Genomic DNA, 23721 nt, shown 5'->3' with positions numbered 1-23721 from the left:
AAAAACACGGTATTCCGCCGTGTCTCTTTGTTTATTTAACCAATTTCTTCATTTCTTCAATACGTACGACTGTCGCATCGTATTTAGCTTGGTAATCTTCTTGTTTGTCGCGTTCTTTTTGGACGACTTCTGGTTTGGCATTGGCTACGAAGCGTTCGTTGCTAAGTTTCTTACCAACCATGTCGAGTTCTTTTTGCCATTTGGCCAATTCTTTTTCAAGACGAGCCAATTCTTCTTCGACATTAAGAAGGTCAGCGAGTGGCAAGTAGATTTCTGCACCTGTAATGATGCTTGACATAACCAAGTCAGGCACTTCGACATCTGCTGCAATTTCCAAGTGTTCTGGGTTTGTGAAGCGTTTGATGTAGTTGACATTATCATTAAAGAAAGCATCGAGCTTGCTGTCGCTTGTCTTGATCAAGATAGTGATTGGTTTACTTGGCGCTACGTTCACTTCTGCACGTGAGTTACGAACGGAGCGAATCACATCTTTAAGAGCTTCAACACCGGCTGCTGCTTCTTCGTTTTTAAACTCTGGACGAACCACTGGGTATTCCGCCGTCACGATTGTTCCTTCAGAGATTTGACCGTAGATTTCCTCAGTCACGAATGGCATGATTGGATGAAGAAGACGCAAGATTTGGTCCAAAGTGTAAAGAAGAACCGAACGAGTGATGACTTTTTCGTCCTCATTGTCGCTGTATAGCACTTCCTTAGTCAACTCAACATACCAGTCCGCAAACTCATCCCAGATGAAGTTGTAGAGGATGTGACCAGCCACACCAAATTCGAACTTGTCAAAGTTTTCAGTGACTTTTCCAATCGTTTCGTTGAGGTTGTGAAGAATCCAACGGTCTGTCACGTTACCTGCTTGACTAGCAGCCACTTTAGCTACATTTTCACGCGCCACATCCAAAGTCAATCCTTCATTGTTCATGAGGATGTAACGAGAGATGTTCCAGATTTTGTTAATGAAGTTCCAAGACGCATCCATTTTCTCGTAAGAGAAACGCACGTCTTGACCTGGTGCAGAACCGTTTGAAAGGAACCAACGAAGGGCATCAGCACCGTATTTCTCAATAACATCCATTGGGTCAATCCCGTTTCCGAGAGATTTCGACATCTTGCGTCCTTGCTCGTCACGAATCAAACCGTGGATCAGAACGTTTTGAAATGGTTGACGGCCAGTGAATTCCAATGATTGGAAAATCATACGAGACACCCAGAAGAAGATGATGTCGTAACCTGTTACTAGGGTTGAAGTTGGGAAGTAACGTTTGAAGTCTTCTGAGTCGACATCAGGCCAGCCCATGGTTGAGAATGGCCAAAGGGCAGAACTGAACCAAGTGTCCAAGACGTCTTCATCCTGTTTCCATCCGTCACCTTCTGGAGCTTCTTCGCCGACGTACATTTCACCCTCAGCATTGTACCAGGCAGGGATTTGGTGACCCCACCAGAGCTGACGAGAAATAACCCAATCATGGACATTTTCCATCCATTGGAGGAAGGTATCGTTGAAACGAGGTGGGTAGAATTCTACCTTATCATCTGTGTCTTGGTTGGCAATAGCGTTCTTAGCCAATTGATCCATCTTCACGAACCATTGCGTAGATAAGCGTGGCTCAACCATAACTCCAGTACGCTCTGAGTGACCAACTGAGTGGGTCATCTTCTCAATCTTAACAAGCGCACCGATTTCTTCCAATTTCTTAACAACAGCCTTACGAGCTTCAAAGCGGTCCATACCGTTGAATTCACCAGCCAATTCATTCATGGTACCATCATCGTTCATGACATTGACTTGTGGCAAGTTATGACGTTGACCAACTAAGAAGTCGTTAGGGTCGTGGGCAGGAGTGATTTTCACCACACCAGTACCAAATTCAGGGTCTGCGTGCTCATCGCCAACGATTGGGATTGGCTTGTTCAAGATTGGCAAGATAACATTTTTACCAATCAAATCTTTATAACGGTCATCGTTTGGGTTAACCGCTACAGCAGTATCCCCAAACATAGTTTCAGGACGTGTTGTTGCCACTTCAAGGGCACGTGAACCATCTTCCAACATGTAGTTCATGTGGTAGAAGGCACCTTCGACATCCTTGTGAATAACCTCGATATCAGAAAGGGCTGTACGGGCTTTCGGATCCCAGTTGATGATAAATTCACCACGGTAAATCCAACCTTTCTTGTAGAGCTCTACAAAAACCTTACGAACCGCTTTTGAAAGACCTTCGTCAAGGGTGAAACGCTCACGAGAGTAATCTACAGAAAGACCCATCTTACCCCATTGTTGCTTGATAGTTGACGCATACTCGTCTTTCCATTCCCAGACTTTAGTCAAGAAAGATTCACGACCCAGGTCATAACGAGAGATGCCGTCTTCAGCCAAACGAGCTTCTACTTTAGCTTGAGTGGCAATCCCAGCGTGGTCCATACCAGGAAGCCAAAGTGTATCAAAACCTTGCATGCGTTTTTGACGGATGATGATATCCTGTAAAGTCGTATCCCAAGCGTGACCAAGGTGAAGTTTACCGGTTACGTTTGGTGGTGGAATAACGATTGAATAAGGCTTAGCCTTTTTATCGCCTGAAGGCTTGAAAACATCTTCGTCAAGCCATTTTTGGTAACGACCAGCCTCAACCTCGGCTGGATTGTATTTAGGTGAAAGTTCTTTAGACATGTGTGTGTCCTTTCTAGCTATTTCTTTTCTTTTCTTCTATAACTTTATCAACTACCTTAGTGACTAAAGTTTCGACCATGAATTTCATTTGTTTTTTAAATTCTTCACTTTTCAGAAATTCTGTTATCAATTCTAGCATAAATTTAATAACAGCTTTTCCTCCTTTAACAGCTAAATCCCCAACATTTGCCATTTTATACTCCTTTTTTTAGCTCACGAATAATCTTTTTTAAATATTTGTTTTTTGTTGTTTTTTCCAAGAAATCATAAGCACTTTGTTTCAAATCATCTTTTTCAATTTCAGGATTAAGTTCAGCCTCAACTTTTAAAGCATGGTATAATGCTTTCGGTTTCAAATCAATACTTTTTTGAAATTCAACTAATTGTAATTTTACTTCGTTGTCAATTTTTTCCTGTAGTTGGGGTGTTATTAGATCAGCTGGTAATACTTCTTTGTACTTATTTATTCCTTCAGATAAGTTAGATTCAAAACGAACTAACTCTTTTTCCTGTTGATTTTCTACTTCCTTAATAATTAAATCCAAGCTTTCGTTTTCCATTTTGTACCTCAATACTTTATAAGTTATTTAAACTTTACAAATTTTTTTAGTGTCTATACTTAGTTATTTCTCATCCCACTCACTCTTCAGCAAGCCATATATGAAACTGTCACAACGGTTGCCTTGAGCATCTTTGCGATCTCGGATACGAGCTTCAAGGGTAAATCCTAATTTTTCCGCAACTCGTTGACTTTGAAGGTTGTAACCAAAGCAAGACAATTCAATCTTGTGAAGACCCAAATCCTTAAAGTCTAGGTCAATCAAAGCACGCGCCGCTTCAGGCACATAGCCTCGCCCCCAATAATCTGGGTGCAAGGTATAGCCAATCTCCAGCACATCGTCTTCGTGGCGATGGTTGAAGTCAACAGAGCCGATGATTTTATCAGTCCCTTTGACCACAATTCCATAGCCTGCTGGGAGATTGTCCTTTTGATTGCGCTCGAGGAGGAGATGTTCTAAATAATAGATTTCCTCTTCGAGGGTCTTAACAGGTGGGAAACCTGCTGGGTAGGAGACTTCTGGACGACTGGCAAAACCAAAGATATCCTCAGCATCCGCCACTGTTCGGACTCGTAAAAGAAGACGCTCCGTTTCGATTCGTTCTGGCAATTCAGCTCTTGTCATCCTTCTTCCTCGCTTTCTTGATGAAGCTTCCCATGGGGTCGACTCGATCATCTAGATAGCGATAGACACGCTTATGACCATCACCCATAAAGTAAGTCGGTGCAAAGCGGTCATTTTTAAAATGGCCCTTATCATCCAACAAATCAGATTCAGCCAGACGGTCTAGAATCTTAGCAAAGATATGATAGATACCATCTTCCTCTATAATTCTGTCGACCTTACAATCCAAAACGACTGGACAAGCATCCAAAATAGGTGCTTGTGTCAGTTCAGAAGGTCGGAAATCCAAACCAAGTTTATCAATCTTCTCACGATGACTAATAAAACCAGCCTGTTCCATCTCTAGCATGAGGTTTTCATCAGGGATATTAACCGTAAATTTCTGATAATATTTAATCTGGTCTGCCGCATTTTCCTCGCTACCAACCCCGATGACTAGCCAATCTCCTAGACTATAGGAAGAACTACAAGTCGTCACATTATAGCCGTATGTTTGGTCCTGGTAACCCAAGATAAAAATGGGAAAACCATAATACAATTTACTGGTCTCAAAAGATTGCTTCATGTCACCCTCCTTGGATAGGAACGTAGACCTCGCTTTCGCTCCGTCTACATCAATATCTCTAAATTCACCTGCGACCTTCGGTCTTGGTTCTTTAAAAGATATAGAAAATCCCTGCCATAACTATGACAGGGACGAATGTGTATCCGCGGTACCACCCAGTTTTGAGTGGCAACCACTCACAGCTTTCTTGATTCAATTTGACCATCAGCAACCAGCTTTGACATTTGTGCGGATTTCTCAGTACCACCGCTTCCTGTGACAAATGGGCTTCAAAGCACCTCTGAATGGTCTTATTCTATCACATTTTTAATCTCAAGACAAATGAAATTGTGGGGAAGATGTTATCAGAATAAGTCAGACTACAGATTCCACCTTGAAAAGTAAATACAATGCTTCACTTTTTATTTTCATAAGAAAAATCCCTGTCTGCCGACAAGGATTGTATCTTATTTTTCTTCCTTAGCTCTTTCTTCTTTTAGCCATTTTTCATAGCTTTCAAGTAGATTGATAGCCATTTGGGTTGCCAAGGCTAATGAGAAGGCTTCTGTACCTTCAGTTGTTTCGTCTTGAACTTCCAATTTACTTTCTTCGTAAATGGCTTTGAGAGCCTTATTGCTAAGCGTGTCTTTAAATGCTTGGAATTCTTTCATGGTCAAAGCCTCCTTGATTCTACGGCAACTTTTACAACTACTGTTACCGTTTTCACTTTAAGTTTACACCATTTCAGAGAAATTGCAAGGATTTTCCTCAATAATAAGGAGAGCTTTTCACCCTATCTGCGACCTACTGAGCAGGAGTCGCAGCCCCTGTCAGATACTCAGTCGTATAGGCTACGATAGCTCCTGAATCAGCATTTACCGCGTATTTATAACGTAGACCGCTAGCAGCATAATCAAAGCTGATATTGTAGACTTTACCGTCTCCTTCAGTCTTCAAGTCCGTTTTCAAGTTGGTCACAGAACCTTCAGCTAGGCCAGCATGGTTAAGAGCTGTCGTTTGCGCAGCTTCTTTAGATACTGCTGTCTCTTCCTTGTTTTCGCTAGGTTGAGTCTCGTCTTTAGGCTCTTCACTTTTTTGAGTATCATCCTCATCCTTAGATGTTGGATGGTCACTCTTATGTTTCAAAATAGATCCCGACTGACCGTCAATCGTATACTCAAAATGGTTGTCTGACGTTGTGAAACTAATCTCATAACTTCCGTGAAGCCCAGAACGTGCTTTTGAAACTGTTGATTGAGAGATCTCAGAAGTTTTGACACCTGCATTTTTGTAAGCAATGTCTGCTGCATCTTTTTCTGACAAACGGTAACCTGAACCGTTAAAGATAAACAGACCTGCAGCGATGGCAACTGGGATAGCGAGCAGAAGCAGATAGCTCACTAGCTTTTTCATTTTTCGCATAAAATTCTCCGCTATTTTAATCTAATACTACTATTATATCTTAAAGTTCTAAAATTGTCAGATAAACTTGGCTCATTTTTAGGTCGACATTATAAAAAGTTCCCGATAGCTATCAGGAACTTCTACGAAATGTTACTATTTGGCCAGTTACAAAGACTAGGATGGCTATCCAGATAAAGAGGAAACCTTTCAATTCTCCAAAGCTGACCGTCTCACCAAAAATTAGAATGGCTACGAGAAGTTGAATCGTAGGATTAAGATACTGGATGAAACCAATAAGGTTAAGCGGTGCCCTTTTGACTGCTTCCGAGAAGCAAAGCAAGGGAACAGCCGTCACTATACCTGAAATGGCTAAGAAAAACATTTCCATGCTCGAATAGGACGAAAATGATTCTGGAGAAAAGAAAATGAGATAGATGGCTACAAAAGGTAGTAGCAATCCACTTTCTACTAGCATGGCTACGTCACTGGAGAGCTTAACCCCTTTTTTTATGAGACCGTAGAAACCAAAGCTCAGAGCTAGCCCCAAAGAAACCATGGGAAGTTTTCCTGTATTGACAACAAGAACCAGTACTCCTATAAAGGCCAACACTACTGCTGCCCACATGGTTCTGCTCAGAGATTCACGAAGAAAAATAAGAGCAAACAAGATAGAAACAATAGGCATAATGTAATAGCCCAGGCTAGCCTGCGTCGCTTGCCCATGACCCACAGCATAGATATAAATCAACCAGTTAGCTGCTATGAGAAAACTAGCAAGTAGCATTCGAAATAAGACTTTCTTATCCTGCCAAAGTTCGACTAGCTCATCTTTAAAACGTGCATTTTGCTTAGCAACCAGGGCATAGACCAACATAGTCACTACAGTAAAAACAATTCGCCATGAGAAGGTGTTGTAAGCCGAAACACCTGCTAAAAGCTTCCAAAAAAGGGATAAAAATCCCCATTGAATATAGGTTGCTAGACCAAAGAGTAGCCCTTGATTTTTTCTAGTCAACGACAACACCTGCTTTATCCACAGATAGGATGAAGGTTTCACCATCTAAGCCAAGACCATCTATTGCAGTTTTAAGAGCCTCAGCCTGATCATTTGGCGTCAAGGTCATAACTGTTGGGCCAGCACCTGAGAGATAGGTCGCATAAGCACCGTATTGACCTGACAATTCTTTAATAGTCGCAAATTCTTTAACCAGTTTTTGGCGGTAACGTTCGTGGAACATGTCTCCTTGGATGGCACGTCCCGCCTTAACCAAATCACCTGCAAAGAGGGCAGCAATGGCAACGTTGGCAATAGATGATGCAGCTACAGCTTCTTTGTAAGACAAGTCACTTGGAAGCACCCCACGTGAATCAGACGTCTTAAGTTCATAGCTCGGGATGAAGGCTACAAAGGCACACTCTGGAAAGTCTGTCACGATGCTATTAACATGTTCATCCACATAAGAGGCTACAACGAGATTCCCAAAAATAGCTGGGGCAACATTGTCCGGATGACCTTCAATCTTGGTTGCAATATCAAGTTTATCATCGTCTGAGAGCTGCAAGTCTGCCAATTGATTGGCCAACTCGATTCCTGCGACAATAACAGAGCTTGAAGAACCTAGCCCACGCGCCAAGGGAATATCTGATGCCATCACCAATTTATGGGGCTGCAAATCAGACTTAACTTGCAAGGCAGTTGAAATGAGGAGGTTATTTTCATCTGAAGGAATATCTCCCAATTCATGTTCGATATGCCATGCATCCGCTGGTTCAAGCACCTCGACTGTCAAATATTTAGAAACGGCAACACCCACAGAGTCAAAACCTGGACCAATATTGGCAGATGTTGCTGGAACAGTAATTTTCATAATAATACACCAAAAGGAGGAAAGCCATCAGCGACTTTTCTCCTTGAATACCTTTCTTATACGCACCAGTATGGGCTTATCAATTAGTTAGACAAAACTTTCAATGTGTTGACAACAGTGAAGTCTTCTGCTGCTTCAAGTTTTTCAGTAACAGCTTTGAGTTGTGTCTTAGACATAGCATGTGTAATCACAACGATACGAGCTGTTGTGCCATTTGCTTTTTGTTGCAAGACTTGTTCAAATGAAATATCTTCTGAGTTGAAGATTTCAGATAAGTGAAGGATTTTACCTTTTTCGTCTGGCGTATCAAGGGCAAAGTAGTAGTTGCTCTTAACATCTGCTGGATTAGCCAATGGCAAGTCACGACGGAACTCGTTGAATGGTTTCCCAACATTACCATCTGAAAGACGACGAGCAATACGGATAATATCTGCCAAAACAGATGTTGCTGTTGGTTTTTGACCAGCACCAGGACCGTAGTACATTGATTCGCCAATGCCGATAGATTCAACAAAGACTGCATTCATAACATCGTTGACGCTAGCAAGTGGGTGATTTTTTGGCAAGAATGTTGGTGATACTTCTGCAGAGATACCTGATTCTACTTCACGCACATCACCAACCAATTTGATAACATAACCCAATTCTTGAGCGACAGCTACATCATCAGTAGAGATGTTTGTAATCCCCTTGTGAGTCACATCGTCGAAATCAATTGTGGCACCAAAACCAAATTGGCTAAGGATAACAGCTTTATAAGCAGCATCAATACCTTCAACGTCGTTGGTTGGATCACTTTCAGCATAACCAAGTTCTTGGGCAGTCTTAAGAGCATCCTCATATGACCAACCTTCGTCAACCATCTTAGTCATCATAAAGTTAGATGTTCCGTTGAGTACACCAAGGATACGTGTTACCTTGTCAGATGTCAAAGAATTAGCCAAAGTACGCAAAATTGGAATACCACCAGCAACGGCAGCTTCATAGTAGAAAGCCACACCCTTATCTTGAGCAAGAGAAATCAACTCTTGGCCGTGAGTAGCAATCAAGTCTTTGTTGGCAGAAACAACGTTTTTACCTGCTTCAAGTGCTTTTGTGATAAAGGTACGAGCTGGCTCGATACGACCCATCAATTCAACAACGATTTGAATCTCATCATCGTTAAGGATTTCGTCAACATTTGTGACAAAATTGTAGTCGTTGCCTGCAGCGATAAGACGATTTTTTTCCTCGTCATCTTTAACCAAAACCTTCGCAATTTCGAGTTGGTCACGTGAGGCTGCAAGAACCTTTTCACCATTTTCCTTCAAGAGGAAAGGAATACCGCTAGCTACTGTACCAAAGCCAAGCAATCCAATTTTAATAGACATTTACGATTTCTCCTTAAAAACATACATTTTTTTAATTGTACCACATTTTTATCGGAATTGACAGAATATTGTTGCCATTTAAGAAGAGAAGTATTCTTTTTTTACTGAAAATTCTGTGCATTTTCACCCCATTTTTGTTAGAATAATAGCTAGACCTATTTGAAAGGGGATACAATGACTTCTCAAAAGAAAAAAATAACTCAAGCTAACAGAAAAAAACTGAACCTTCTTCTACTTATCCTAAACCTCGTCCTTCTTGGCTTACTGGCAGTCTTTATGCTTAACCGACCAAATCAGTCGAAAAGCAAGCAACAACAGGCTCAGACCAGTCAGTCTAAGACGACAGCTAAATGGAAAACCTATGACGATCCTGTCCAAATCCCTATCCTCATGTATCATGCGGTACACGTCATGGATCCATCTGAAGCCTCCAACGCCAACCTTATCGTTGACCCAGACCTCTTCGAGGCACAAATCAAGGCTTTGTCAAAGGCAGGATACTACTTCCTAACGCCTGAAGAAGCCTACAAAGCCTTCACTGAAAACGCCCTACCTGCTAAGAAGGTTGTCTGGCTGACCTTTGACGATGGTAACGAAGATTTCTACACCATTGCCTATCCTATTCTCAAAAAATACAAGGCTAAAGCAACCAATAATGTGATCACTGGCTTTGTTAAGAAAGGAAATGCTGGAAATCTTACCGTCAAACAGATGAAAGAAATGATGGCTCACGGTATGAGCTTCCAGTCTCATACGGTTAACCACCCCGATTTGTCAACCACTGATAAGGCGACACAAAAGGTTGAATTAACGGATTCTATTGACTTCCTTGAAAATAAACTCAATACCAAGGTCAATACCATTGCCTACCCATCAGGTCGCTACAATCAAACGACACTGGACCTAGCTAAGAAAACATACAAGTTAGGACTGACAACTAACGAAGGGCTAGCCAGTGCCAAGGATGGTCTTCTCTCACTTAATCGTGTCCGTATTCTGCCAACAACAACAGCTAAAGGACTTCTCAGCGAGATTGATACTGACAATGAGTAAAAGAAATCACTTGATTCAAGAATCAAGTGATTTTTATGTTCTAGTCAAATATTTCTGATAGGAGAGCCACACCCTTTTCAATTTCAGCAGCACTTAGGGTGATTGGTGGCAAAAGACGAATCACGTTTGTCCCTGCAGTTAAGACAATTAACCCCTTATCTCGAGCCGACTGGACCAATTCTCCTAAATTGCCAGTGGTCTCAATCCCAATCATATAGCCCAAACCACGTACAGTGGTAACCGTCTCTTTATCAGATAAATCTGCTTGCAATTTTGCTTGTAGCTGGTTTCCATTTTCAAGGGCAGTATCTAGAAAACCTGGGACCAACATAACTTCAAGCGTAGCTTTGGCCGCCGCCATAGCCAGTTTATTTCCTCCAAAGGTAGAGCCGTGACTTCCGTAAGAGAAGGCTTCTCCAAGAGATGACTTAGCAAGCATGGCACCAACTGGCACCCCATTTGCCAAACCTTTTGCCAGAGTAAAGATATCTGGTTCAATATCGTAGTGCTCATAAGCATAAAGCTTACCAGTACGACCAAGTCCTGTCTGAACCTCATCTACAATAAGATAAATACCCGTCTCCTTACAAAAGTCATCCAAAGCCTTAACAAAGTCCTTATCAGCAGGTTGAACACCTGATTCCCCTTGAACCAACTCCAACATAATAGCCGCTGTTTCGTCACTAGCTAGGGCCTTGACACTATCTATGTCATTGAAAATAGCATAGCTAAAGTGGGGCACACCTTCACCAAAGCCTTGTTTGATTTTATCCTGACCAGTGGCAGACATGGATCCAAACGTTCGACCATGGAAGGAATTTTGGAAGGTAATGATTTCTTGTTTACCTGATGCCTTTCGGGCGATTTTTATGGCTGCTTCATTGGCCTCTGCACCACTATTACAGAAAAAGGCTAGATAGTCCTTGTCACCAATTAAAAGTCCAGCAACATCTTCTTGCAACTGATTGTGATAAAGATTAGGCTGGTGCAAAATCTTACCCGCCTGCTCTGTCAAAGCCTGATTGACATGGGGATGATAGCCCAGGTTAGTTACCCCAATACCAGATGAAAAATCCAAATAGGTCTTACCAGTGGTATCTGTCAAATAATTGCCTTGAGCCGAAGCGAAATCAATCGCTGCCCGTTTATAGTTTGAAAATAGTTTTGTCATCTCTTACTCCTTGATTATGGTGCCGTCTGTCAGGTTATCACCAATAATGACCTGCTCGACACCAGCTAGAACTGTCTGAACAGCACTTTGAATTTTAGGAATCATGCCTCCAGTTATCACACCTGAATCTATTTTTTTCTGAACGTCCACAAAGTTCAGATGTTCCAAAACCTGACCATTTTCTAAAACACCCTTGACATCTGTCATAAGGATAAGTTTTTTGGTACCTAGACTAATTGCCACAGCTCTAGCAAGGTAATCGGCATTGATATTGAGCAAATCCCCCTGCTCACTATAGCCTAGGCTAGGAATCAAGGGAAGTTTGCCTTGAGATAGGAGCGCCACTAGGGTTTGATTATTGATGCTTTTGACTTCACCCACAAAACCATAGATCTCTTGATCTAAGAAATCAGCATGGACAAGGTCTGGCAATTCATCTACAAGCTGATAGGCTGGCAAACCTGCAGTTGTCAGCTCATCCGCTAAGTTTTTCCCAACTATGTCAACCAAAGCTTCTTTGATCAAGGCCATATCTGACTGACCCGTCACACGAAGACCATTGACCTTGTGAATTGGAATATGATTCTCCTCCATCAGCTGATTAATAGCAAAACCGCCCCCATGAACGATAACAATTTTTTGACCAGCCTGCTGCCATTCTGACAGTTTAGCCAATATCTCAGGAGTCAGCTGCTTACTGGCTACTCCACCAATCTTGATTACAATATATTCAGTAGTCATCAGTTAACTCCTTTGTTATAATTAGCCTAGGTATGATAGAGGGCATTAATCTTAACATAATCGTAGGAAAGGTCACACCCCCAAGCAGTTCCTTTTTCATGTCCAGCATGAAGATCTACCGTTATAGTAACTTCATCATCATGCATGATGTCTTTCATTTCTTCATCATCAAAGGAAACAGGACTAGAGGCCAACATGACTGGCAGACCGCCAATCATAATATCAACATTATCCACAGGAACATCCACATCAGCATAGCCAACAGCTGCTAAAATACGTCCCCAGTTAGGATCTTCACCAAAGATAGCTGTTTTAACCAGGCTTGAACCGACAACTGATTTTGCCATCATACGTGCATCAAGGGCATTAGGGGCATTAACCACATCAACTTGGATGAGTTTATTGGCACCTTCACCGTCCTTGGCAATTTTCTTAGCCAACTCTTGCATCACAAAATTCAACATCTTAGAAAACTTCTCAAATTCTGGTGTATCTGGCAGAATCTCTTCGTTTAGTGTACAGCCATTGGACATGACAAGAACCATATCATTAGTTGAAGTATCTCCGTCAACTGTAATCTGATTAAAGGTCTTTTCAACATTTTGGCTCAAGGCCAATTGAAGAGTGTCACTAGAAATATTAGCATCACAAGTGATAAATCCTAACATGGTCGCCATATTAGGGTGAATCATACCTGAGCCCTTAGCGACACCAGCCATAGTGACCACATCACGTCCAAAAGTCTCCGTCACAGCAATAGTCTTAGTTGCTGTATCTGTCGTCAAAATTGCCTTGGCAAAATCATCCGCATTCCCATTAACCACTATCTTGGAAAGACCATTTTTCAAGGTATCCATTGGTAGCAACTCACCGATAATCCCTGTAGAAGCTACACCAACCAACTCTGATTCAACACCTAGCTTTTCAGCGGTCCACTCCTGCATGGTGTAAGCATCCTCCAAGCCTTGAGTCCCTGTGCACGAATTGGCTACACCAGAGTTAACAACGATTGCCTTCATTTTCCCAGCTTTTTTAACTGAAGTCTTGGTCACAATTAGAGGAGCTGCGATAACCTTATTGGTTGTGTAAACTCCTGCCACACTGGCTGGCTTTTCAGAGACAATCCAACCAAAATCCATTTTTCTCTTTTTAAATCCTGCATGTAGCCCATCTGCTGAGAATCCCAGCGGACTAGCAATTGTTCCATCGATGACTTTCATATTTTTTCTCCTAACTCTATGCTTACATCTACAAGTATGACGGTGTCATAAGCAAACCTTCTGTCTCATCCCACCCCTGCATGAGGTTGAGATTCTGCACTGCCTGTCCAGCTGCTCCCTTAATCAGATTATCAATAACTGAAATGACTGTCAGAACATTGGTTTTCTCATTGTAGGCAAAGCCAATATCTGTAAAATTCGATCCGATAACGTTGTGTAGTTCTGGCAAGCTGTCTTGCACACGCACAAAGGGTTTATCGCTATAAGCCTTTGTGAATGCTGAAGCCACATCAGATACCGTCACGTCCTTCTTCAACTTACAATAAACCGTAGCCATGATTCCGCGATTAACCGGTAAAAGCGACGTTGAAAACTGAATCTCAGGCATTTCCGGATTAAAGGTCTGCAAGGTTTGAACAATTTCAGGAATATGCTGATGATGATTGAGTTTATAAGTCACGTAATTATCGTGAACATTGACAAAATGACTAGACTCACTCAAAGCCTTACCCGCACCAGTTAAACCAGACTTGGCATCCACAATGACACTATCCGTCTCAATCAGACTAGAAGCAACCAAAGGAATCAGGGCCAACTCCGTCGCTGTTGCATAGCATCCAGGATTGGCAATGAATTTCTTATCCTTCACATCTGTATATTCCGATAATGCATATGTAAATTTATTCAAAACACTCTGCTTGGCAGGTGATTTTTTATACCATTCTTGATAAACATCTGCCGGCAAGCGATGATCCCCAGATAAATCAATAATAGGAAAATCAGCTTGAACAAATTCCTCTGCTAGCGAGCTAGCAACTCCTGAAGGTGTGGCAAAGAAAACCAAATCCGCCTTTTGCATAATCTTTTCCGCATCATAAGCTTCAATATCTAAGTCACAAACACCTGTCAGATAGGGATACACATCAGACAATCGTCGGCCCACTTCCTTGGTTGCGTGAATAGAAACAAGTTCCACTTTTTTATGATTATTCAAAATTTTAACTAACTCTAAACCACTATAACCAGTGATACCAACGATTGAAACTTTCATTTATGCACTCCTTTTGTATAAATATGTAACTAGTTTATTGCATTTTTATTCATTTGTCAAGGGGGGATTGAAATTAATATGAAAAAACAAGCAGTCTTTTTCAACTACTTGTTTTCATGATCACTATCTAGTTATTAAATAAATGCAAGTTGGCAATACGATTGACCGCTTCGACCAGACGCTCTGGCTCTACCAAAAGCCCAATGCGAACATAAGCATCACCCGCAGGACCAAATCCTTTACCTGGTGCCACAGCAACATGGGCCTTCTCAAGCAAAAGATCCGCAAAACTCTCACTGGTATACCCCTCTGGCACAGGCATCCAAGCATAGAAAGAACCTCTAGATGGAAAGGCCTGCCAGCCAATCTTAGCAGCTGCCTGAACAAAAGCATCTCGACGGCTATCATAAGTCGCATTCAGTTGGGCAACAGCCTCCTCAGATTTAGGATCTAAGAGAGCTGCAATCCCAGCCTCCTGCAAGGCAGGAAAGATTCCCACAAAAAGATGGTCTTGAATCAGATTTAAGGCTTCAATCATCTGGTCACTCCCAGCTGCAAAGGCCAAACGCCAACCAGCCATATTGAAGGTTTTCGAGAAAGTATAGAACTCAATGCCCACATCTTTAGCACCAGGCGTTGATAAAAAGCTAGGATTCTCATAACCCTGATAACCCAAAGCTCCGTAAGCCAAATCACTCACCACTCCTACTTCGTAGGTCTTAGCCCAAGCAACTAACTTTTCATAAAAGGCCTTAGTCGCCACAGCCCCCGTCGGATTATTCGGATAATTGATATAGATAAACTTAGCTCGGCGAGCTGTCTCCTCAGGAATGGCATCCAAATCTGGCAAGAAATCATTTTCAGCCGTCAAAGGAAAGGTTTCATAGGTCACACGGCCTAAACTCACTCCTGACAAGTAATCTGGATAACCTGGGTCAGGCAAGAGCAAGAGGTCGCCAGGATTCATCAAAGCTAGAGGCAATTCCACTAGTCCAATTTTAGCTCCACCCATGACACAAATCTCACGCTCTGCATCCAAATTGACCTCATAATGTTTTTCGTAAAAACAAGCAGCCGCTTCCTTAAAGGGACGATTGCCTCGAAACTGTGAATACTTATGGCTAGCAGGATTTTTCGCTGAGACGCACAGCGCCTCAACAATATGGTCATAAGTCGGTTGGTCGGGATTGCCTTGACCGAGATTGATAACATCTGCTCCTTCCGCTACCTTGGCATTAACTTTAGCAACCAAACCTGCAAAAAACTGTTCTGGCAATGCCTTCAATAAGTCAGATTCTTCAAATAACATAAACGCTCCTTAATGATACAAGTCCGTGCGACGATCCTCAAAAACAGGAATCTGACCTCGAACCTTATCTACCTCTTCAAGATTAATATCGGCCGTAAAAATGCCCTCCTCATGCTCCTTGGATTGCAAGACCACATTTCCAAGTGGATCGATAACCATAGAATGTCCTGAGAAGACATCGTCTGGTCCTGTTCCGACACGATTAACAGCAACTACAAAAGCTTGATTTTCAACCGCACGCGCCTTTAACAAAATCTCCCATTGCTGCACACGAGGTTCCGGCCACTGCGCTACCACAAAAAGCACTTTGGCCCCTTGTGCCATCTGTGTCCGCACCCATTCAGGAAAACGAATATCATAACAAATGACACTAGCAGCTGTCACACCATCAAGCTCAAAAACAGACTCCGCAGACCCAGCAGACATATACTGGTCTTCTGCCATGAGGCCAAAGAGATGGACCTTGCTATAAGTATTGATTAGGTCCCCAGACTTATTGTAGACGTAGGTCGTGTTGTAGAATTTGCCGTCCTTCTCAATAGCAACGGACCCTCCGATAATAGCCACAGCATGTTTCCTAGCAAAATGAGACAAGAGTTCTTGAGAGTCCAAACCTTCCTTGTCTGCAAGCCCATCCAGTTCATCTAAAGCATAGCCAGTATTCCACATTTCAGGGAGCACAATGACGTCAGGCTTTTCGCTAAGTGCCCTTTCCAACATCTCTTTCACGTGCTTTTTATTTTCCACAGGCTGTCCGTGGGCAACATCCATCTGTACCAATGCGATTTTCATAGTAACCTCGATTCTATATTAACCATTATAGCACTCCAAAAGACGTCACAAAAATTGAAAAATTCAATCTCATGATAAAGAAAGGCTATCAAAAAAGGCTGGACACATTGTCCAACCTGATTCATTACTTCATTAAGCAATATCAACGTAACGACGAGCACCGCTCACTGTCATGTATGAGAGCCATGTGTGACCATCGGCTGTCAAAACTTTGTCATAGTTAACACTCATGCCTTTGTCATAGTAGGCCAACTCTGGACTTGAAACCTTAGCTTCTGCCTTGATTGACGCACGACTTGTGAAGGTATAACGACCTGACTCTGGGAGACTTGGTTTTGCGGCTGGTTGACTTGCTTCTGGCTTAGCCGCTGCAATATCAACGTAACGACGAGCACCACTTGTTGTCACATATGAAAGCCATTGACGGCCATCGGCTGTGAGAACCTTATCATAGTTAACAGTCATGCCCTTGTCATAGTAAGCCAATTCTGGGCTTGAAACCTTGGCTTCTGCCTTGATTGACGCACGACTTGTGAAGGTATAAGTGCCTGATTCTGGGAGACTTGGTTTATCCGCTGGTTTAGCAACTGGTTTAACTTCTGGCTTAGCCTCTGCCTTGGCTGCTGCAATGTCAACATAACGACGAGCACCACTTGAGGTCACGTATGAAAGCCATTGACGGCCATCGGCTGTGAGAACCTTATCGTAGTTTACACTCATACCCTTGTCATAGTAGGCTAATTCTGGGCTTGAAACTTTAGCTTCTGCCTTGATTGACGCACGACCTGTAAAGGTATAAGTTCCTGATTCAGGGAGACTTGGTTTATCCGCTGGTTTCGCAACTGGTTTTGTTTCTGGCTTAGCCTCTGTCTTGGCTGCTGCAATGTCAACGTAACGACGAGCACCACTTGCGGTCACGTATGAAAGCCATTGACGGCCATCGGCTGTGAGAACCTTATCGTAGTTTACACTCATACCTTTGTCATAGTAGGCCAATTCTGGGCTTGAAACCTTAGCTTCTGCCTTGATTGACGCACGACCTGTAAAGGTATAAGTTCCTGTCGCTGGAAGGTTAATAGCACCTGTAGTGGCTGGTTTGCTTTCAGCAGGTTTGCTGCTAGCAGCATAATCGCCACCTTCGATACCGAAGTATTCTTCCAAACTCAAGCCTGAATCGTGAATATCTTTAGCTTCTTTACCCACATAGCGAATGTGCCATGCTTCTGGCATGTAGCCAGTTGAAGCTTCTTTACCTGCCTGGAAACGCACGATAAAGCCATAGTTATGTGCATTGTCTTTAAGCCATTGGCTAGCACGTGAATCTTCAAGCAAATTACCAGATTTATCGGTCAAATCAAAGACCAATCCAGTTTGGTGTTCGCTATATCCAGGACGAGCTGAGTAACGGTCCGCAGCTGCCTGACCATCACGGCTAACATAGTTGTCGTAAAGAGTCTTTTGATAGTCATAAGAACGGAAACCACTGTATGAACGTCCAACATTCAAACCTTGGTTAATCATATCGTCACGAAGACGAACAAAGGCTGCCTTAGCTGTAGGATTTTCACCTGGGTTATAGTCCTTAGAAAGACCATGTTTTTTATTGACAATGATAATATCATCGTATTTACCACGAACACTGTAGTAAGAACCGTTATTTGTCAATTTCCCTGTTACATGGGATTCCGTAGCTTGAGGGACTGTAGCTTTAGTTTCTGTAATATAGGTTCTCTTGCCATTCAACATATAGTAAAGATGAACGGAATAAGTACCGGCATCGCCCTTATGGCTAGCTGTATCTACATGAACCTTGTAGCTACCGTCTGATTGTTTGTCGGCATGATACCATGTAAGGTCATCTTGGCCATTCTTATCTGACCAAATTGGAACACGCACTTCTTTAACTTCTTTACCGCCACCTGAAACATTGGTTACAACAACATCAAAACCATTAGATGTTTGGTTGCTGATGGTCAATTTTCCTGTTACATGAGATTCCGTAGCTTGAGGGACTGTAGCTTTAGTTTCTGTAATATAAGTTCTCTTACCATTCAACATATAGTAAAGATGCACAGAATAGGTACCAGCATCACCCTTATGGCTAGCTGTGTCTACATGAACCTTGTAGCTTCCATCTGATTGTTTATCGGCATGATACCATGTAAGATCGTCTTGACCATTCTTATCTGACCAAATTGGAACACGCACTTCTTTAACTTCTTTGCCGCCACCTGAAACATTAGTAACGACAACATCAAAACCATTAGAGGTTTGGTTGTTGATAGTCAATTTTCCTGTCACTTGAGATTCGACAGATTGAGGGACCGTTGCCTTTGTTTCAGTAATATAGGTTCTCTTGCCATTCAACATATAGTAAAGATGGACAGAATAGGTACCAGCATCGCCCTTGTGACTGGCTTTATCTACATGAACCTTGTAGCTTCCATCTGACTGTTTATCAGCATGATACCATGTAAGGTCGTCTTGACCATTCTTATCTGACCAAATTGGGACACGCACTTCTTTAACTTCTTTGCCGCCACCTGAAACATTGGTTACGACTACATCAAAGCCATTAGATGTTTGATTGCTGATGGTCAATTTCCCTGTCACTTGGGATTCCGTGGCTTGAGGCACTGTAGCTTTGGTTTCTGTGATATAGGTTCTCTTACCATTCAACATATAGTAGAGATGGACAGAATATGTACCGGCATCGCCCTTATGGCTAGCTGTGTCTACATGAACCTTGTAAGTTCCATCTGATTGCTTATCAGCATGATACCAAGTGAGGTCGTCTTGACCATTCTTATCTGACCAGATTGGAACACGGACTTCTTTAACTTCTTTGCCACCACCTGAAACATTGGTTACAACTACATCAAAGCCATTAGATGTTTGGTTGTTGATGGTAAGGTTACCAGAAACACGATTTTCTTGTGGCTTAGACTCAGTAGTTTTCAAGGTCGCAATATCCACATAACGACGTGTACCACTGTAACTAATGTAAGAAATCCATTGGTGGTTATCCGCAGTCAATACCTTGTCATAGTTCACTTTGTAGCCTTTTTCCAAGGTATAAAGTGTTTCTGCAGAAGCTTTAGGTTCGTTTTTGACATTCAAGCTACGTGTCACATTATAAGTACCACTTGCTGGAAGCTTTTCAGCACCAGTAACTTCTGGTTTTGCTTGATTAGTTTCTGTTGGTTTAACAGTTGGTGTTTCAGCTTTAGCAGGTGTCAAAGTCGCAACATCTGCATAATAGCGAACATAGTCATAACCAAGGTAAGAAATCCATTGGTGATTATCCGCAGTCAAAACTTTGTCATAGATAACATGGTCACCCTTACTGAAAACAAAAGTAGGTTTGAGGTCTGCTTTTGGTTCTTTCTTAATATCTGTGTCACGTGTAAAGTAGAAAGTTCCTGTCGCTGGGATGTTCAAAGCACCTGTTGTGGCTTGAGTGCCATTAGAAGGCTTACCATCCCCATTACCACTATTACCGTTACCACTACCAGCTGCCACTGGTTTCACTGGCGCATAACGACGCACGCCAGAGTATGATTTGTAGCTAATCCATTGGTAGCCGTCAGCCGTCACGACTTGATCGTAAAGGACGCTGTCTCCTGGATTTACATAAAATTCAGCCTTGGCAGACACCTTAGGTTGATTCTTAATCTCTGTACGTTCCTTGTAGACATAAGTTCCTTGACTTGGAAGGTCGCTGTCTGTAGTTGTAGCTGGTTGGCTCACCAAACTAGTGTTGACAGCCGCTCTCGTTAAGGCAGATACATCAAGGTTAGTGGCTGTTTCAGATGAAGCATTTGTGTTCCTTGTCGCTTCTGAACTAGCAGTTGTTGATTCAGAAATTTTATCTGCTGCTTGTGAGTTACTAGCACTCACTTCACTTCTAGCCTCGCTAGTAGCAGTTTCACTAGCGGTTTGGCTAGTTGTTGAGACTTGGCTAGCTTTCTCGCTTGATACTACCCCATCGGTCGCTACACCACTGAAAATATCAGCTGCTGTCACAGCATCACTATCTGAGGTAGCACGCAAAGTGGCATCTGAAGGTGTTGAAACTTCATGATGCTCATCAGCCAAAGCTTGACCTGCAAAGACCAAACTAGCTCCTAAAAGGACTGATGCTGCCCCAAATGAATATTTACGAATGGAAAAACGTTGTTGTTCGTGTAAAAATTTTTCTCGTTTCATATCAATTATTCTCTCTATCGAATTGATGTTACTGTTTGATTGTAACACTCAGTGACAAACATTACAAGTATTTTACATAATGTTACTGAATATTTCTCACTTGTCCATTAGTATACCAAATTTATTTGACTTGTTCACACCTAAATCATAAACTGTCCAATTTTTGTCATAATCGGAAAATGACTGATTATACTTATATATTCGTTGTTTTTCCAAAAAAATTGAAAATAAAGTAAAAACACGACAGCTTTAAATGCCATCATGTTTCATTTTGAACCTTTTATCAATGTCCTACATCTGAATATGAAATGTAGTATCGTTGACCATCCTTAACAAAACTATACCAGTTTCCATCAGGTAAAATTTCATATTTGTCCCAATCAACATCCCCTGCAGGAAGTTTAGAAACAGCTCCACTGTCTTTATCTGGCGCAGCATAGACAGGTGTTTCCGCATCAAGTGTCAATGTTCCAGAAGTAGCTGTCCAAGCACCTCGACCACCTTCAACTTGAGAAGCTGGTGTTGTAGCTTCAGCCACTTGTCCGCCATCTGTAGTACCTGCTTGAGCTTGTTCTTGAGAAGAAGCTTTAGGTGCTACTGCTGAGGCCTGATTTCCATTTTCTTCATTTGAAACTGATGAAGATGATGATTGAGTTGATTTTTTATCCTTCTTAACAGCCTTACTTGAGCTTGAAGATGACTTCTTAACCGTTTTGACTGGACTGCTACTTGTGCTAACACGAGCTGATTCATGGCTGTTAAACTTAGTCACCAGGAAGATGGCAAGAATAACTACGATAAGAGCTGCCACGATACCAATGAGTTTACTTGTATTTTTCATGAGTGAGATTCCTTTTCTGTTAATTTACTAAGTTATTATAATATATAGACAGCTAAATTTTTCATTGAAGTCATAAACGGTGGTTTTTTCGTCATAATCAAACCACATCTTCTATTTTTAGTGTCTGTTTAAAACGATAGTCTTTAGATTGTGTTGACAAAGAACAATTAGGGTACTTCCCTAAAATCTCTCGAACAGTGGACAGACCTATACCACGTCCCTCTCCTTTACTTGAGCGGCCAAGTTTAAAGATACCGACTGTATTGATAGATTCTGGAGCAATGGTATTCTCTACTATTACTACCTTTGTCTCTCCACTGATAAGAGCAATATTTACTTCCTTAGTACTGCTATCCAAACTAGCCTCTATAGCATTATCCAAGAAGATGGACAGCACCGTTATGAAATCCAACAATTCCATCCTCGAAACTTCAAAGACGTCGCTGACCTCAAGGTGAATGGTAATGGACTGTCCCTGTGCTTCCATGATTTTACTAGTCAGGACACCTTTAACAGCTTCATCTTTAATATTAATCAAGTTGGCAATTTCGTACTGTTTTCCCTCAATCCGAGTCTTTGTTTTTTCAAGGATATTATCGTAGATATCGGAAATCATAGCTATATCCTTGGAGTCAATGCCATATTTGATACTAGACAAGACATTTAGGTAATCATGCCTGAAGCGACGAATATCCGTATAGAGTTGCTCGATTTGTTGACTATAATGGGCCAAATCACTAATTTGCCTATCTTTTTGGAGTAGGACTTCTTCTTTCAGTCTTTCACTGAAAGTCGCATTAATGTAAACAAGGGTCGCAAGAAAGAGTAAAGCATAGGTCACCACGAGATAAACATGCCAATCTCTTCCTCCAGGGCTCTGTTGCACAAAAAAGGTAATATATTGGAGAAGAGGGGCATAAGATAACATTGATATATCTATAAGCAATAAAAAGTACTTTGAAAATGACTTTCTAAAACCATAGTTCAACGCTTTGAAATCCACTTTTAAGGTCTTAATGATTAACCAAAACACAGGAAAGACTAGCAACTCAATGACAAGGTTTAAATGAAAATGGTTAAGTACAATCAGATAATGACGATTGATGACTAAGGCAATCCCATAAATAATAAGATTGTGAACAAGACTTTCTATGACGATTGGAAACAAGCCATAGAAAATATCTAATAACCTATTGCCATAACGATTTCTGTAGAGGGAATAAACAACCAAGAAGGCATGCCCTAAAACATAGGATAGTGCTGGAGAAAGCACAAACAAAAATCGGATAATCAAGGGGATGATGATATACCATCTTAGCTTTATCTTCTCGGAGGTAATGTATTGATAAATGAGAATAAAGAGGATAATCTCCGCTAAAAAGTCTAGATTATCCAACACAAAATTAATCGCTGTCATCGGCCAATTCTCTCAATCAATTTCTTTATTTTCAATTTTGAAACATAGCAAACACCACCATTTTCAAAATAGACCGTCCCCGTACTCTTATCTAATTTGATGATATTTTCTGGATTAACTAGGAAGGACTTATGACATTTAAACAGTCTAGGGTCGCTCTTTTCAATTTGAGAGAGACTGCCATAAAACTCAATCTGCTCCTCTTTAGTATAAAGGATAACCTTATGAACGATATCCGAGGTCTCAAGGTACAAGATATCATGAAAGGGAACCTGAATAACGGTCTTAACATTCTCAATCCGAAAAGCGTCTTCTGGATTCTGACTCTGTATCTTTTTGCAAGTTAATAAGATAATACTTTCCACACGCTTTTGAAAGTCCTCACCCTCCAAAGACTTATCAATAAAGTCTAGAGCTGCCAGTTGGTATTGAAAAGTTAAGGGAAGATACTCTGAATGGGTCGTGAAGAAAACAATATTGGCATAGGGATCATTCTTGCGAATCTGCTTAGCCACTTCCAAACCTTTTTTAGTATCGTCTTTAATTTGAATATCCAAGAAAAAGAGCTGGTGAGACCCTCGCTCGGTAATAGAGTCTAACAGTTGATTGGGTTTGTCAAAAATCTCAAAGTCACCCACTTTAATGTTATTTTTCTTAAGAATCGTATGAATAACCTCTTCAATACGATTTTGTTGGATAAAATGATCCTCTAAAACATAGATGTTAAGCATGGCATAACTTCCTTTAGCATAATCTTAAGAGAAATCCAAGGTGGAGCAGTTCCTTTAATAAACGAATCCCTCTTATTCAAAATGAGATTTATTGTTCTCTTTAATTATTTTACATTTTTATTACAAAAAAGAC

At 41.5% G+C, this 23721-nt stretch carries 21 protein-coding genes; 1 reads left to right on the top strand and 20 read right to left on the bottom strand.

The genetic code is table 11. From position 1 onward, the window contains the following. Positions 1-31: 31 nt before the first annotated feature. The 10 genes from ACT170_RS00525 to ACT170_RS00480 all read right to left on the bottom strand — a co-directional run bounded on the left by ACT170_RS00525 (position 32) and on the right by ACT170_RS00480 (position 9053). Positions 32-2683 carry a valine--tRNA ligase gene (locus ACT170_RS00525; RefSeq protein WP_145516457.1) on the bottom strand — a complete coding sequence of 884 codons (2652 nt, stop codon included), beginning with the start codon at positions 2681-2683 and terminating at the stop codon, positions 32-34. A gap of 13 nt (positions 2684-2696) precedes the next feature. Continuing rightward, positions 2697-2876 (bottom strand): hypothetical protein, encoded by a 180-nt coding sequence (locus ACT170_RS00520; RefSeq protein WP_002885940.1) that lies wholly within the window; start codon positions 2874-2876, stop codon positions 2697-2699. 1 nt (position 2877) lies between these two features. Next, on the bottom strand, positions 2878-3243 hold the full coding sequence (locus tag ACT170_RS00515; RefSeq protein WP_002885992.1) for a hypothetical protein: 366 nt from the start codon (positions 3241-3243) through the stop codon (positions 2878-2880). Between the two features lie 63 nt (positions 3244-3306). Continuing rightward, complete coding sequence (locus ACT170_RS00510; protein ID WP_444817892.1) at positions 3307-3867, bottom strand: GNAT family N-acetyltransferase; 561 nt, start codon at positions 3865-3867, stop codon at positions 3307-3309. After that, positions 3854-4432, bottom strand: a complete 579-nt coding sequence (locus ACT170_RS00505; RefSeq protein WP_444817891.1) for a flavin reductase family protein — start codon at positions 4430-4432, stop codon at positions 3854-3856. The genes ACT170_RS00510 and ACT170_RS00505 overlap by 14 nt, the downstream gene beginning before the upstream one ends. Before the next feature lie 446 nt (positions 4433-4878). Next, entirely contained in the window at positions 4879-5082 is a 204-nt protein-coding gene (locus ACT170_RS00500) for a hypothetical protein (RefSeq protein WP_002886082.1), read from the bottom strand. Positions 5083-5215: 133 nt separating this feature from the next. Continuing rightward, positions 5216-5833: a PepSY domain-containing protein gene (locus tag ACT170_RS00495; protein ID WP_037604153.1), complete on the bottom strand. Its 618-nt coding sequence runs from the start codon at positions 5831-5833 to the stop codon at positions 5216-5218. A gap of 112 nt (positions 5834-5945) precedes the next feature. Beyond that, entirely contained in the window at positions 5946-6830 is an 885-nt protein-coding gene (gene rarD / locus ACT170_RS00490; protein WP_444817890.1) for an EamA family transporter RarD, read from the bottom strand. Beyond that, positions 6823-7683: a homoserine kinase gene (thrB, locus tag ACT170_RS00485; RefSeq protein WP_444817889.1), complete on the bottom strand. Its 861-nt coding sequence runs from the start codon at positions 7681-7683 to the stop codon at positions 6823-6825. The genes rarD and thrB overlap by 8 nt, the downstream gene beginning before the upstream one ends. 83 nt (positions 7684-7766) lie before the next feature. Next, positions 7767-9053 carry a homoserine dehydrogenase gene (locus ACT170_RS00480; protein WP_156685156.1) on the bottom strand — a complete coding sequence of 429 codons (1287 nt, stop codon included), beginning with the start codon at positions 9051-9053 and terminating at the stop codon, positions 7767-7769. A gap of 174 nt (positions 9054-9227) precedes the next feature. Here ACT170_RS00480 and ACT170_RS00475 point away from each other — a divergent pair, with 174 nt between their 5' ends. Beyond that, complete coding sequence (locus tag ACT170_RS00475) at positions 9228-10106, top strand: polysaccharide deacetylase family protein (RefSeq protein ID WP_059749088.1); 879 nt, start codon at positions 9228-9230, stop codon at positions 10104-10106. Positions 10107-10146: 40 nt separating this feature from the next. Here the strand turns inward: ACT170_RS00475 and ACT170_RS00470 are convergent, their stop codons facing one another. From ACT170_RS00470 to ACT170_RS00425, 10 genes are all read right to left on the bottom strand, one after another. Then, positions 10147-11277, bottom strand: coding sequence for an acetylornithine transaminase (locus tag ACT170_RS00470; protein WP_021144594.1), 1131 nt, complete (start codon positions 11275-11277; stop codon positions 10147-10149). Positions 11278-11280: 3 nt separating this feature from the next. Beyond that, positions 11281-12018: an acetylglutamate kinase gene (gene argB / locus ACT170_RS00465; protein ID WP_444817888.1), complete on the bottom strand. Its 738-nt coding sequence runs from the start codon at positions 12016-12018 to the stop codon at positions 11281-11283. Between the two features lie 26 nt (positions 12019-12044). Then, positions 12045-13238: a bifunctional glutamate N-acetyltransferase/amino-acid acetyltransferase ArgJ gene (gene argJ / locus ACT170_RS00460; RefSeq protein WP_444817887.1), complete on the bottom strand. Its 1194-nt coding sequence runs from the start codon at positions 13236-13238 to the stop codon at positions 12045-12047. Between the two features lie 28 nt (positions 13239-13266). Further along, complete coding sequence (argC, locus tag ACT170_RS00455) at positions 13267-14289, bottom strand: N-acetyl-gamma-glutamyl-phosphate reductase (RefSeq protein WP_410532653.1); 1023 nt, start codon at positions 14287-14289, stop codon at positions 13267-13269. A gap of 127 nt (positions 14290-14416) precedes the next feature. After that, positions 14417-15598, bottom strand: coding sequence for a pyridoxal phosphate-dependent aminotransferase (locus ACT170_RS00450; protein WP_410532651.1), 1182 nt, complete (start codon positions 15596-15598; stop codon positions 14417-14419). Between the two features lie 9 nt (positions 15599-15607). Continuing rightward, positions 15608-16390 (bottom strand): carbon-nitrogen family hydrolase, encoded by a 783-nt coding sequence (locus tag ACT170_RS00445; RefSeq protein ID WP_410532649.1) that lies wholly within the window; start codon positions 16388-16390, stop codon positions 15608-15610. A 132-nt stretch (positions 16391-16522) separates the two neighbouring features. Then, complete coding sequence (gene ldcB, locus ACT170_RS00440) at positions 16523-20599, bottom strand: LD-carboxypeptidase LdcB/DacB (RefSeq protein WP_444817886.1); 4077 nt, start codon at positions 20597-20599, stop codon at positions 16523-16525. A 283-nt stretch (positions 20600-20882) separates the two neighbouring features. After that, positions 20883-21440 carry a transcriptional regulator gene (locus ACT170_RS00435; RefSeq protein ID WP_084914946.1) on the bottom strand — a complete coding sequence of 186 codons (558 nt, stop codon included), beginning with the start codon at positions 21438-21440 and terminating at the stop codon, positions 20883-20885. Between the two features lie 97 nt (positions 21441-21537). Further along, positions 21538-22857 (bottom strand): sensor histidine kinase, encoded by a 1320-nt coding sequence (locus ACT170_RS00430; RefSeq protein ID WP_444817885.1) that lies wholly within the window; start codon positions 22855-22857, stop codon positions 21538-21540. After that, positions 22854-23588, bottom strand: coding sequence for a response regulator transcription factor (locus ACT170_RS00425; RefSeq protein WP_444817884.1), 735 nt, complete (start codon positions 23586-23588; stop codon positions 22854-22856). Before ACT170_RS00425 ends, ACT170_RS00430 begins: the two co-directional genes overlap by 4 nt. Positions 23589-23721: the final 133 nt, after the last annotated feature.

Origin of the sequence: Streptococcus sp. cx1 (assembly GCF_052384325.1) — a bacterium.
Classification (GTDB): Bacteria; Bacillota; Bacilli; order Lactobacillales; family Streptococcaceae; genus Streptococcus; species Streptococcus salivarius_G.
This window is presented reverse-complemented; position numbering and strand designations above follow the sequence as displayed.

Coding starts and splice junctions, on each gene's coding strand:
- ACT170_RS00425 (WP_444817884.1), bottom strand. CDS start 23,588: ATGCTTAACATCTATGTTTTAGAGGATCATTTTATCCAACAAAATCGT.
- ACT170_RS00445 (WP_410532649.1), bottom strand. CDS start 16,390: ATGAAAATCGCATTGGTACAGATGGATGTTGCCCACGGACAGCCTGTG.
- ACT170_RS00470 (WP_021144594.1), bottom strand. CDS start 11,277: ATGACAAAACTATTTTCAAACTATAAACGGGCAGCGATTGATTTCGCT.
- ACT170_RS00450 (WP_410532651.1), bottom strand. CDS start 15,598: ATGTTATTTGAAGAATCTGACTTATTGAAGGCATTGCCAGAACAGTTT.
- ACT170_RS00500 (WP_002886082.1), bottom strand. CDS start 5,082: ATGAAAGAATTCCAAGCATTTAAAGACACGCTTAGCAATAAGGCTCTC.
- ACT170_RS00525 (WP_145516457.1), bottom strand. CDS start 2,683: ATGTCTAAAGAACTTTCACCTAAATACAATCCAGCCGAGGTTGAGGCT.
- ACT170_RS00435 (WP_084914946.1), bottom strand. CDS start 21,440: ATGAAAAATACAAGTAAACTCATTGGTATCGTGGCAGCTCTTATCGTA.
- argB (WP_444817888.1), bottom strand. CDS start 12,018: ATGACTACTGAATATATTGTAATCAAGATTGGTGGAGTAGCCAGTAAG.
- ACT170_RS00510 (WP_444817892.1), bottom strand. CDS start 3,867: ATGACAAGAGCTGAATTGCCAGAACGAATCGAAACGGAGCGTCTTCTT.
- ACT170_RS00430 (WP_444817885.1), bottom strand. CDS start 22,857: ATGACAGCGATTAATTTTGTGTTGGATAATCTAGACTTTTTAGCGGAG.
- ACT170_RS00475 (WP_059749088.1), top strand. CDS start 9,228: ATGACTTCTCAAAAGAAAAAAATAACTCAAGCTAACAGAAAAAAACTG.
- argC (WP_410532653.1), bottom strand. CDS start 14,289: ATGAAAGTTTCAATCGTTGGTATCACTGGTTATAGTGGTTTAGAGTTA.
- ACT170_RS00480 (WP_156685156.1), bottom strand. CDS start 9,053: ATGTCTATTAAAATTGGATTGCTTGGCTTTGGTACAGTAGCTAGCGGT.
- ACT170_RS00495 (WP_037604153.1), bottom strand. CDS start 5,833: ATGCGAAAAATGAAAAAGCTAGTGAGCTATCTGCTTCTGCTCGCTATC.
- thrB (WP_444817889.1), bottom strand. CDS start 7,683: ATGAAAATTACTGTTCCAGCAACATCTGCCAATATTGGTCCAGGTTTT.
- ACT170_RS00505 (WP_444817891.1), bottom strand. CDS start 4,432: ATGAAGCAATCTTTTGAGACCAGTAAATTGTATTATGGTTTTCCCATT.
- ldcB (WP_444817886.1), bottom strand. CDS start 20,599: ATGAAACGAGAAAAATTTTTACACGAACAACAACGTTTTTCCATTCGT.
- ACT170_RS00515 (WP_002885992.1), bottom strand. CDS start 3,243: ATGGAAAACGAAAGCTTGGATTTAATTATTAAGGAAGTAGAAAATCAA.
- argJ (WP_444817887.1), bottom strand. CDS start 13,238: ATGAAAGTCATCGATGGAACAATTGCTAGTCCGCTGGGATTCTCAGCA.
- ACT170_RS00520 (WP_002885940.1), bottom strand. CDS start 2,876: ATGGCAAATGTTGGGGATTTAGCTGTTAAAGGAGGAAAAGCTGTTATT.